This is a genomic window from Photobacterium aphoticum, assembly GCF_001029435.1.
Taxonomy (GTDB): Bacteria; Pseudomonadota; Gammaproteobacteria; order Enterobacterales; family Vibrionaceae; genus Photobacterium; species Photobacterium aphoticum.
Window position 1 is genome coordinate 538,767 of sequence record NZ_LDOV01000010.1, and the last position, 12,508, is coordinate 551,274.

8 protein-coding genes are annotated in these 12,508 nt (G+C 48.0%); 3 read left to right on the top strand and 5 right to left on the bottom strand.

The window, feature by feature from the left end:
* Positions 1-27: 27 nt before the first annotated feature.
* The gene (locus tag ABT58_RS06485) at positions 28-3,546 is read right to left on the bottom strand and encodes a hypothetical protein (protein WP_047873482.1); all 3,519 of its coding nucleotides are present in this window, start codon (positions 3,544-3,546) and stop codon (positions 28-30) included.
* Between the two features lie 973 nt (positions 3,547-4,519).
* Here ABT58_RS06485 and ABT58_RS06490 point away from each other — a divergent pair.
* Complete coding sequence (locus ABT58_RS06490; RefSeq protein ID WP_047873483.1) at positions 4,520-4,930, top strand: SPOR domain-containing protein; 411 nt, start codon at positions 4,520-4,522, stop codon at positions 4,928-4,930.
* Positions 4,931-5,018: 88 nt separating this feature from the next.
* Here ABT58_RS06490 and ABT58_RS06495 read toward each other — a convergent pair whose 3' ends face one another.
* Positions 5,019-6,410: an MATE family efflux transporter gene (locus ABT58_RS06495; RefSeq protein ID WP_047873484.1), complete on the bottom strand. Its 1,392-nt coding sequence runs from the start codon at positions 6,408-6,410 to the stop codon at positions 5,019-5,021.
* A 153-nt stretch (positions 6,411-6,563) separates the two neighbouring features.
* Here ABT58_RS06495 and ABT58_RS06500 point away from each other — a divergent pair, with 153 nt between their 5' ends.
* Positions 6,564-7,523, top strand: coding sequence for a LysR substrate-binding domain-containing protein (locus ABT58_RS06500; protein WP_047873485.1), 960 nt, complete (start codon positions 6,564-6,566; stop codon positions 7,521-7,523).
* Positions 7,524-7,547: 24 nt separating this feature from the next.
* Here ABT58_RS06500 and ABT58_RS06505 read toward each other — a convergent pair whose 3' ends face one another.
* Together ABT58_RS06505 and ABT58_RS06510 are read right to left on the bottom strand one after the other, a co-directional pair.
* Complete coding sequence (locus ABT58_RS06505; RefSeq protein ID WP_047873486.1) at positions 7,548-8,528, bottom strand: electron transfer flavoprotein subunit alpha/FixB family protein; 981 nt, start codon at positions 8,526-8,528, stop codon at positions 7,548-7,550.
* A complete protein-coding gene (locus ABT58_RS06510) occupies positions 8,528-9,319 on the bottom strand; it encodes an electron transfer flavoprotein subunit beta/FixA family protein (RefSeq protein ID WP_047873487.1) in 792 nt (263 codons plus the stop codon). The genes ABT58_RS06505 and ABT58_RS06510 overlap by 1 nt, the downstream gene beginning before the upstream one ends.
* 153 nt (positions 9,320-9,472) lie before the next feature.
* On the opposite strand from ABT58_RS06510, the gene ABT58_RS06515 reads away from it, so the two are divergent.
* Positions 9,473-11,104 (top strand): electron transfer flavoprotein-ubiquinone oxidoreductase, encoded by a 1,632-nt coding sequence (locus ABT58_RS06515; protein WP_047873664.1) that lies wholly within the window; start codon positions 9,473-9,475, stop codon positions 11,102-11,104.
* 122 nt (positions 11,105-11,226) lie between these two features.
* Here the strand turns inward: ABT58_RS06515 and rlmF are convergent, their stop codons facing one another.
* Positions 11,227-12,279 (bottom strand): 23S rRNA (adenine(1618)-N(6))-methyltransferase RlmF, encoded by a 1,053-nt coding sequence (gene rlmF / locus ABT58_RS06520; RefSeq protein WP_047873488.1) that lies wholly within the window; start codon positions 12,277-12,279, stop codon positions 11,227-11,229.
* Positions 12,280-12,508 lie beyond the last annotated feature (229 nt).

The following is a 12,508-nucleotide window of genomic DNA, read 5'->3' on the forward strand; positions in this document are numbered from 1 at the left end:
TATCAGTCAGTTGATAGTACGACTTAATCACACTTCTGGTGTAGGTGGTACTGGATCAACCGGTGGCTCTGGAAGCACAGGATCAACCACTTCTTCATCTTCTGGGTCACGTAACTGTAGGAACCAGTAATCTGCGTTGTAGTCACCCTCGGTGGTAAGAATGAAGGTGTTGCCCAAATCGTAGAATTTCGTATTGTTATCCACTTTTTCTGGCAACTGGTACATGTACTTGTTGCTCGCCCATACACCGTGCTCATCACGTACTGCCGTGCCTTGGTTGAATACCGCAAAGACTTCATTAGGAACATTTGCGTTTTCAATCAGGTACTGGTTACCGTCCATCATGCGCGTCTTAGGGCTGTACTGGCCGACCAAGGTCTCACCTTGCTTATTGAAACGCTGTGCATGGACACGTTGCTCAATGATACCGTCAATTTCAACATCCACGATTTCTGCTACATCGAACAGATTGTCACGGGCATCGTTCACGATACGAGCCGCACTAAAGACAATGTGACCATCCGGTTTACGTGCCGCAGAACCATACACATCACTGGTGGATGTCACTACGCCTTCACCTTCTGGGAACAGATGCACTTTTGGTAGCTCGGCAATGGAATCCCACAGCCAGTAACCAATGCCGTCCCACTGACCTTTACGGGCAATCATACAACCTGCACCTGAATCACGCAGGCTCGGCGCCGCTGCTAGGCTGAAGGTTTCATGGCTGCGGCAGTAGAACTCCGCATCACCCGGAATGGTCAGCTCTTGGGTTTCTGACGCATGCGTTTCCAAATCAAACACACTGATTTGTGGTGCGACAAAGCCGTAAGAGCTTGAATCCATGTGCTTAGTGTTCAGGACCGCAATTTGCGTGGTGTTTGATGGGGTTTGAATACGCAAGCCCGGCATGACCGTTTTCGCTGTCCATGTCCCTGTTTCAAACTCGTACACATATGGCGTCACTTCATCATCGTAGCTGCGCAATACCACCAAATCACCGTTTGATGAGAATGCAAAGCTGTCGTAAGAGTAATTAAACTCTTCATCGTTGTAGCCGGTCATCGTCACTGGCGTCAACGTACCTTCCGCTAGGTTGTAACGGAAGTTCTTTTGTACCCCAGTATGTGGATCACGCGGGCTATCAGAAGTCACTAACAATACATAACCGTTGCTGGCGTGCAGAATCTGGTTATTGCTGTACTCTTTGTCTGCTTCAGCCAAGACAAAGACAGGCGTAGTTTCACCGGCAGCCGTCACTTTCGATACGTAAATACCGTCTTGCTCTGCCCCTTCAACATTCCAGAAACGGTAAAGTGTGTCGCCGTCCTGAATGGCTTGTGCCAGTTTCACGGTCTCACCAACCGGTGGTTGACCCGGTACGCGGTGCCACTGGTACACATTATCGTTTTCAAGCACGTTGACTTTAATCTGTACTTTACGGTTATCCGTGTAAGCAGACTCGATTGCGCCTAGCTCCACAAAGATGTTTTGTAGTGCTGGCGGGACTTCATCAATAGACAGCACATCTTCACCGGCACGTACGCCGTAGATCAAATCCGCGTCTTTATCCATTTCCGCAATCTGGATGCCGGATTCATCTTGCAACTCACGTAGGCCGTAAGACTCGTAGTTAATCTCATCGTCTGACGCGGCAAACGTGTGAACAACGCCGTTTGAACGGGTAAAGGTAAAGCCATAACCAATAGACTCGCCTTCACGTACCGTCAGCATACCGTCCACAAAGCGTGGCGTTGAAGACACAATACGTGGTGCAATCACGTTCACTGTCTCTTCGATCATCACACCGTCATAGGTAGCAGTAATTTGTGCTGAACCTTCAAGCACACCCACCGCGATCCCGTCTTCGGTCAATGTCAGGTATTCTGGGTTCAAGCTCGCCCATACCACCCCTTCATTAATAGCGACAACACTGCCGTCATTAAACTCAGCATTCAATGACAACTGAATCGTCTCTTCGCGTGAAATCGTGCCATTTGGCAGGTTGATGCTAACATCCACCAGTTTCGCGACAACGGTGATCTCTTGTTGAACGGTTAGCTCACCCATGGTTGCAGACACTGTCGCTACACCCACGCCCGTTGCAAGGAACTGGCCGTTTTCAAGCGGTTGCAACACAGCAGGATTGCTTGATGTCCACTCAACAACTTCAGACACATCCAGACCGAAACCGTTTTCATTCACGGCTTGTGCTGATAGCGTCACCGTGTCTTGCAGATATTGCTCAGCACTGTCTGTCACCAAATTCAATGACGTGAAAACAGCGTCTGTCGCATTGAATGTCACTGATGCCGTCTGACCATCATAATGCGCCGTCAGTACCACTTCACCCGTTGCAACAACTTGTGGTACACCTTCAACGATCACCACCGCGTCAGCCGGTGATGCTGTCCAAGAAACTGCTGGCGTGATCACCGTTGAGCTTTCATCAGACCACAGGGCATTCACAACAGGAGACAGTTTGTCACCCACCATCACGCTTTCACCCACGCCAGTCACTGAGATAGATTCCAGTAATGCATCAGCGTTAGAGATAAACGTAAATTGCGCAGTTTTACCTGCCACTTCTGCGGTCAGTGTAATGGTACCCAATGCGGCAACACGCACCTGACCATCGACAATTTCCAGGGCATCGGCCGGATTCACAGAGTAACCCGCTAATGCCGTCACATCCGTGGTGCGATCATTTGACCACACGGCTTCAACCGTTGGTGAAATCACATCACCCGGACGAACGCGCGCTGGAATACCGGTAATACGTACCGACTCAAGCACAGGCAATACTGTGTCCTGACCCACTACGTAATCATATTCAGACTGCCAGTACAGCAAATCATCGAAGCGGTGTGCTTCTTGATCGGTAAACCACGTGTCAGCAAATAAAGCATCCCATGCTTCGTTGTATGGCAGAATGTTTGCCTGATACCACGCATCCCATGTTGTATTATCCAACTGCGCACGTAACCAAACCGTACTATTTTCAAATCCTTCCATCTTCGCAGAATAATCGATAATAGATTTCAGGCCAACACCGTGGCGCACAACCAATAATTCAGCGATATGACGATCAACAAGCTGATAATTATTCCACTCTGCATTTGATACGTAATTATCACGATTAGCATCGGCTAATACATATTCAACCGTTGAGAAGTTAGAAATAAGCGTTTTGTTATTTTCATTCGCGAACGCTTCTGCCAAACTCAGGCCGGCATATTCGTAAAGTAGAATATTATCGCGTTTAGCATGGTAAGTGATTGGCTGATCTTTTAAACGATCAAAATCACTGACAGCAATCGATGCATTCACCGAATACTGACCATTGTCATCCGTTTCCGCTGTCGCTAGCAGGTTATCGCCTGCGTAGATTGACACGGTGGTATTCGCCATTGGTCCATCATAAACGACACCACTGAATGTAATATCATTAAACGTTTCGGTGGTTTTATCCGTTGAATCGTTGTCAGAACCACACGCTGTCAACATGACAATAAGTGGGACACTTTTTAAAGTATGCTTATACATTTATTCTCCTTGATATATATACGCATAACAGAACTGCAAACGCGGGTAATAAATACCTAGCGCCAATTAGCCAACTTGAATGTTTGAATATATTAAAAACCGATAATGTAGATTTTCTTCCCTCGTCATTCACGGCGAAGAATAACGATCGAAAATCGAGAACTCAAGGACATTAGACCAGCCAAATTATTTTTGGTGATTTACACATTGAAATACTATTAGCATCATCAATAATATATTGAGGTGTAACATTACAGTGTCATTTAATAAATATTATTTAGATGAAAATCAGCAACCTGCAAGACACATTTTTCTTATCAACAATATTGCTATTATTTTTAAGTGAAAGTGCCCAGCTAATCACTTACTTCAATACTTTGAAATAGCTCTCATTAACATTTATAAATGTAGGGTTACCTTGCGAGATACTGATAAATGTATTTGGCCAGCAATTACGACATACATCACTCATTCAAGGAAAAATGCAGGCTATCAGATACATCATAATGAGTATTTTGTAGACTTTTCGCCCCCTCTTTTGGGTGAATTTTTGCTCATTTCTAATTAATACGTTGCGTATCTTCTTGCCTGAATCGATACCTAACTTATGCCACCCTCTTTCTAATCACACGGCTTTTCGCACAGCTTTCTGTTGTCACTGACAAAACTGTATGTATATACAGTTGCAATAAAAGTCGTTAGAATCTTGAACCGTTATCTTTCTGTATGCACCCGATAAGGCTGCTTATTAGGACAAAGAGATAACATGGCTGATTTTTTAAACAATATATGCTGCCAATTTCGTCGAACACACTTTTCTCTGCCTGATTAAGGCATCAATTCGAACGCTAAATTGATAGAATTATTGATAATAAACCTACGTAAGCCAACCCGGAGAGCGTAATCATCGCACTCTCCCATTTATACGCTTTACAGATAAAAACGATAACCATGACCTTTTCGAGGAGTTTTCATGCATAAGATTTTTGCATTGGTTGCGATGCTGCTATTGGCAGGTTGTTCAACAACAGAAACGATTCACACTGACAGTCAATGCATTGGCGCAATGACCACGCAAGAAGCCTACGGTCACCTGAATCCAAACCATTTCACGGTACAGGTACTGGCACTGAAAGAAGAACGCCAGGCAGATGTGAAACAGTACATCAACGGTATTCAAGGCCAAGAGCCGATCTGGGTAAACTGGAAGCGCAGCCAGGGTTACAACTGGTACGCCGTGATCTACGGTGACTTTGAAACCAAAGACGAAGCAAAAATGATGATTGAGCAGTTGCCAGCCGCCGTGCGTCAGCAAGGTCCATTCATTCGCAGCTTTGCGGATGTTCAAGCGGACAAACAAACGGATGTATTCCGTCTACGTTAATCACAAACGTAATCAATAAAAAAACGGTGCCTGTCAGGGCACCGTTTTTGTTTGTCTGTTTTTCTTATCTGCTCAATGTGTCGCGTGATTAAGCCGTAATGACAATGTGATCGTCTGGCGTCTGATCAGGCTTCGGCGGTGTGGCACCACTGTGGATTTCAAGCTTACGCAATTCGCGGATCAGAATAACCAACAGCATCAGGCCGGTTGCTCCCAAGCCGATGCCAAGCCCAGCCCAAATACCCCGCAGGCCCATCGAGTGCATCAGGAACCATGCCGATGGCAGGCCGATCAACCAATAACCAATGGCGGTGGTAATGGTTGGCGCTTTCACAACTTTCATCCCACGCAGAATGCTGATCGCCGCTAACTGCCAGGCATCTACCACAAAGCACATTGCGACCATGATCATCACGCCCGGTAATGCGCTCACCAATTGTGACGCTAACGCATCCCCTTCCACGCTAAAGACGGTGGTCAGGAATTCAGGATCGACACTCACTGCAATACCAATCACCGCACTGGTTGCCGTTACCATCACCAAACCCAACTTCGCATAGCGTTTCACCAATGCCGGTTCTTTACGCCCAACGTGCTGGCTGACCAGAATAGAAGCCGCTTGCGAGAAACCAAAAGCAATGTTCCAAGACAGGTTCAAACACTGCAAGGCAATTTGGTGAATCGCCAACGAGACCGCGCCGAGTGTTCCCGCCAGCAATGCAGCGGTTGAAAACAGAGCATGCTCCAACATCGTGGCAATCATGATTGGCACACCAATCGCCAGCAATGGTGTCAGGATACCCAGTTTGTATTCATGCCAATGGGAAAATGGCTGATAGACGCGGTATTTCGGGCGCGTGAAGACCCAAAGCGCATAACCTACCATCACACTGAAGCTAGCTAATGCAGTGCCGTAACCCAAACCGGCCAGTCCCATCTCAAAATGAAACGCAAACAAATAACTCAATGGCACGTTCAAAATCACCGTTGCCAATGACATCACCATGACCGAGCGGGTATCACCGAACGCACTGACTAAACTGCGCAATACCAGCAGCATCAAGGTTGGCAACATGGTCCACTTCAGGGCATCCACATAATGCATCGCCATGGTCACAGTTTGAGGGTCTTGATTCGCCGCTTGCAATAACTGAGGCATAACAAAAAATAGAGGTTGCAGCGCGAGCGTTAGGATAACAGCCAGTAACACACCACTTTTCAATGACGTGCTGATTTCAGCATGGCCGCCGTCAGGATCAGTCTGGGCTTTCCCGTAAGCAATCGCAATAAGGTTGGCCACACAACCGACCGTGCTGCCTGCCACCATAAAGATGATGGAATAGACCGCTGCGCCTAAACCGCCGCCAGCAATAGAGAGAATACTCAACTTAGCCATCATCCAAACATCAGTAAACACCAATAATTGGCCGACCAGCTGAGAAATAATGAGTGGTACAGCTAAGCTGATCAACTTTTTCATTTTTCACCTTGCGAAAACAGGGCATTATCACCCCAAATTTTATTCCGCTAATTTAGGCGTATTCAGCATGTCTTTCAAACAACATTTATAGTACCCTTGCATTCCAAAAACTCATGCAAGCGACATTTAATGCATTGAAAAATGGAGTCACCAATGAAAAGAAGACACAGTTTATTACCGCCTTCGCTCAATGGGTTAAAGGTCTTTGAATCCGCTGCACGCCACCTCAGCTTCACCTTGGCGGCTGATGAACTAAATGTCACCCAAAGTGCGGTCAGCAGACAAATTCGTCAATTGGAAGAACATTTGGGATATGCCCTGTTTATCCGTCATCATCGCGCGCTGGAACTCAGCAATGAAGGGAAAGAAATTTCGCTGTTATTAACGCGACAATATTCTGAGCTCAATCACCAACTTCAACAGTTAAAATCCCAACAAACCCAAACATTGCGGGTAAAAGTCGCCATGAGTTTTGCCGTGCGTTGGTTGATCCCTCGCTTACACTCGTTTAAACAACGCTACCCCGAATTGGATATCGTGGTGTCATCCAGCATGGGGCACAACAGTGAGGAGTTACGCTTAGAAGATGATGACTACGACATCGCCATCTACAACATGAAGACAGATCAGAAAAGCCGCTATCAGCAACATTTCATCCGAAAAGAATATCTGGCGCCGGTCTATTCCCAACTCCTGACCCACAGCCCTGAAACCCTGACCGTCGAACAACTGCTTACCTACCCGCGTTTGCATCCCACGCCGGATCAGAGCGACTGGAAAGTCTGGCTGGAACGCAACCAACGAAAAAGTGCCGCGAGCCACCGAGGGATCACATTCAATACCTTAGACATGGCACTGACGTCCTGCTTCGCGGGTCAAGGTGTGACCATGACAGATTTGATGTTGGTGGTGCATGAATTAAAAGAAGGGTATTTGCATTTACCGCAACACGGCACCATCATCGCAAACGACCGATGGCATTATTACTTTCACAACACCATAGATAGTGACGCGGTCACACAGTTTGTTGACTGGATGCTGGAAGAACAAGAGAAAGATAAAGCCGCGCTGTTTGCCTTAGCCAACGAGCGCGACTGGCGGATTATCGATTAACGCGATTCACCTGTCTGTTAATTGCTAGGAGGCATCATCCAGAGCCGTCATTAAGGCCGGGAGTACCTCAAACAAATCACCGACCAAGCCGTAATCAGCAATGTCAAAAATCGGCGCATCGGGATCGTTATTAATTGCCACAATCACTTTGGCGGCTTTCATACCGGCCACATGTTGAATGGCGCCGGAGATCCCAACGGCGATATACAAATCCGGGGCAACTATCTTGCCGGTTTGCCCCACTTGTTTATCGTTGGGAACAAACCCTGCGTCCACGGCTGCACGGGACGCCCCAACCGCGCCGCCAAGTTTATCCGCCAAGGCTTCGATAAGCGCAAACTGTTCTTGGCTACCAACACCTCGGCCACCCGATACCACCACGCGTGCGGCAGACAAATCCGGCCGTTCACTTTCTGCCACTTCACGACTGATGAAAACCGTGTGATCGTTAGGAATAACGCGGTCAATCGACGCACACGTCATACCTTCAGTCGCGGTAGCTTCTAACACTGCCGCATCAAAGGCCGAACTGCGAATACTGATCACTTTGATGGGATCAGAAGATTTCACCCGTGCGAGCACATTCCCGGCATAAATCGGGCGAACTACCGTATCATCACTTTCAATGGCAACCACATCCGACAACATGCCAACATCCAGTAATGCCGCCACACGCGGCAACATATTTTTACCTGATGTGGTCGCAGCCATCACAACATGGCTATAACGGGTCGCCATTTCCGCAATGAACGCCGACGTGTTTTCCGCGAGCTGATGGGCATACACTGCATCATCGGCTATCAGCACTTGATGCAGACCCGCTAAGTGCGTAGCTTGCTCGGCAACAGGTTGACAGTTCTCACCGATAATCAGCAGGTCAATGTGGCTGTTCTCAGTCTGAGTATCTTCGATGTGACTGGCGAGCTGTTTCACTGCCGTCATCGCTCTCATCGTATCCACTGACAACGTCTGGTTATCATGTTCTGCAATCAATAATATCGCCATCAGATCACCTTATCCTTGTTCTTCAGCTTATCGACGAGTTCCGCCACCGACGCCACTTTTTCACCCGCCTCTCGAACCGGTGGTGTGAATACATCGAGCACCATTTGTGACATTGTCACAGTGACGTTCAATGCGTCAGGTGTCATGACCGTTAATGGTTTCGACTTGGCTTTCATGATGTTAGGTAACGTAGCATAACGTGGCACATTCAATCGCAAATCCGTACTCAGAATGGCCGGTACAGTGAGCGACAAGGTTTCCAACCCACCATCGACTTCGCGCACGACTTCAAGAGGTCGCTCTGACTGACTTTCATCATATTTGAGTTGGGAAATAAAGGTGGCTTGTGGGTATTGTGTCAGGGCTGACAGCATTTGTGCGACCTGATTATTATCACTATCAATCGCCTGCTTGCCCAAAAGCACGAGTTGAGGGGATTCTTGTTCGATCACGGCTTTGAGTAGTTTCGCGACCGCTAACGGCTCTAATGCCAGGGGCGAATCGGCTGTAGCCAGATCCAACGATGAGATATCAATATGAATAGCACGATCGGCCCCCAAAGCTAATGCGCCGCGCAGTTGCTCTTGGCAAGCGGCATCCCCGATGCTGACGACCACGACTTCACTCGCATGGCCCGCTTCTTTGAGTCGAATGGCCTCTTCAACTGCAATTTCACAAAAGGGGTTGATCGCCATTTTGACATTGGCTTTTTCGACCCCTGTGCCGTCTTTATTCACCCTCACTTTCACGTAAGGATCGATAACGCGTTTTATCGCAACCAGTACTTTCACACGCTTCTCCTTGTGAATATCACACATTTCTTTGAGCCTAGTTGAGTTTACGTTTACGTCAACTGGACTATATTTTAACCATAGCGATCAATAAGGTTCGCGCATGTTGAGGGAGTGGGAGGTAGTATGGATTCAGCATCCCCGCGTGAAAGCATGGCCTTTGATGTAGTGATTGTCGGTGCCGGACCGGCGGGTTTATCGGCAGCCTGCCGCTTAAAGCAACTGGCAAGTGATCAAAACCAACCACTTACCGTATGTGTGGTCGAAAAAGGTGCAGAGGTCGGTGCCCATATTTTGTCTGGTGCGATTTTTGAACACCGTGCGTTGGATGAGTTATTCCCTGACTGGGAACGCATGGATGCCCCCTTGCACGTCGCGGTTAATGATGACCAGTTTTGTTATCTGACAAACCAATACAATGCCGTCACCTTAGAAGCCCCTTTCATTCCCAGCAGTCTTGAGAACATCGGCAATTTTGTTGTGAGCTTGGGTAATGTTTGCCGCTGGTTAGCACAACAAGCTGAACAACTGGGTGTGGAAGTGTTCCCGGGGTTTCCTGCGTGTGAAGTGCTCTACGACGACAAACAACGCGTCTGCGGCGTCGCCACCCAAGACATGGGACGGGATAAAGCCGGCAATCCAAAAGCTGAGTTCGCGGCAGGTATCGAGCTTCACGCCAAGTACACCATTTTTGCCGAAGGCGCGCGCGGGCACCTGGGCAAGCAGTTGATTAAAGAATTTCATTTAGACAGCGGCAAACAACCTCAACACTATGCATTGGGCATAAAAGAGCTGTGGGAGATACCGGCAGACAATCATCACCCCGGCAAAGTGATTCACGGTGTTGGCTGGCCACTCAGCAATACGCACAGTCACGGCGGCAGCTTTTTGTACCATCTCGACAATCAACAAGTTGCCGTTGGCCTGATTGTGGATTTGAATTACCACAACCCGTACCTCAGCCCGTTCGATGAATTTCAGCAAATGAAACACCATCCGCTGTTTGCGCAACACCTGCAAGGCGGCACACGTATTGCCTATGGCGCACGAGCGATCGCCAAAGGCGGGCTCTCATCCCTGCCCCGGCAGCAATTTCCTGGCGGCGTGCTGATTGGTTGCGATGCGGGCACCTTAAACATGGCTAAAATCAAAGGCAGTCACACGGCAATGAAATCGGGCATGCTGGCCGCCGAAGCCGTATTTGACGAGCTGATACTGGCGCATGAACAAACGGCACCGCCCTACGATCGCAAATTCAAAGATTCTTGGTTATATGAAGAGTTACACGATACCCGCAACTTCGGTGCAGAGATCCATAAATTCGGCAATGTGATTGGCGGGGCGATGGCCACACTGGAACAAAATTGGCTGAGTAAATACTGGCGCTGGACAATGAAAGATGATGAGCCGGATCACGCCTGTTTGGATCCCCTGTCACGCCACCAGCCCATTGACTATCCGAAGCCCGATGGTGTGTTGAGTTTTGATAAAGCCTCATCGGTCTATCTGTCTGGCACACAGCATGAAGAAAACCAGCCCTGTCACCTGAAACTGGCTGATCCCACATTGCCTATCACCCAACACCTGAGTCAATATGGAGAACCCAGTCAGCGGTATTGCCCCGCAGGCGTTTACGAAATCATTGAGGTTGATGGGGAAAAGCAATTTCAAATTAATGCGGCAAACTGCGTACATTGCAAAACCTGCGACATTAAAGATCCATCACAGAATATTACTTGGGTGACACCTGAAGGCGGTGGCGGGCCGAGCTATCCGAATATGTAGCATGGCTCTCACCTTGTACCACCTACCCATGCACCGCCCTTACCATGATTGCCAGAAACACAAAAGGGACAGCTGAGCCGTCCCTTTTCGTTGTCTACCTGGTGTCAATCACAGGCGGTGAATTATTTCACCCAGCGCTCTGCTTGCCATTCAGCATGCTGCTCTGCGGATAAGAAACTCCACGCCACAATGCGCGTTTGTTTCTGGCCTTGCGCCATATCAATGGTTTTTACCGACACCGCGCCCACTTGCTTCAGCTGCTTGTAAATGGCTTGCAGATTGTCTTTCTTCGACACAAGCGTGGTAAACCACAGACATTGGCCTGCTACATCCACACTTTGCTTAATCATACGGCGAATAAAGGACGCTTCACCGCCCGGGCACCACAATTCAGCTTTTTGACCACCAAAATTCAATGATGCCGCTTTCACTGGTTTGCCTTTCTCTGCTTGTGCTGAAGGCTGACCAAACTTGCCGGATTTATCTTTCATAGGCGCAATGAATGGATTCTTCTTTTGCGCATTCATTGCAAGGTTTTTCACTTTACGCTCATTGCCCGCCATCGCTTCTTCTAATGAGGCATGGAACGGAGGATTACACAGCGTAAAATCAAACACGTCATCACGGTTAATCATACCCGTGAAGATGTGATCCGGATTTTTCTGCAAGCGACATTGAATGTTACCGGCCAACGATGGGTTAGACTCTGCAATGAATTTCGCGGATTTCACCGAGATCGGGTCGATATCTGCCGCGACAAAACGCCAGCCATAAGCACGGTGACCCACAATCGGATACACACAGTTGGCCCCTGCACCAATATCCAAACCACGTACTTGTTTACCGGTTGGGATCACGCCACCATTGGATTCTGCCAATAAATCTGCCAAGTAATGCAGGTAATCTGCACGCCCTGGAATTGGCGGGCACAAGAAGCCAGCAGGAATATCCCAAAACGCAACCTGATAATAGTGACTCAACAACGCACGATTCAGCGTTTTCACCGCTTCTGGATTATTGAAATCCACCGAGCGATCACCGAAACGGTTTTCTGCCACAAAAGGCGCTAAAGCAGGACAGCTTTTGATTAAGGCATCAAAGTCATAACGATCACGGTGTGGGTTACGCGGATGGAGCCCTTTCTTTGCGATAGGTGCTGATTGCTTTTTTGTCATTGTTTCATCACTATTTATCAAAATGTTGTCTGGATCACAGACAGCTAAACGACCGCTATATTACTCGACTCCCCGCATGAATTCAGCACAAAAATCCCACGGTCAATCATCAAACGGCACGGATGATTTTTTCTTTTATGCAAATCAACCAGCATGACCGCTAAATAATCACCTAAGATTAAGATATCGCTCGATTTTTCATCAAGCCCATGTGATTTATGCCACACAG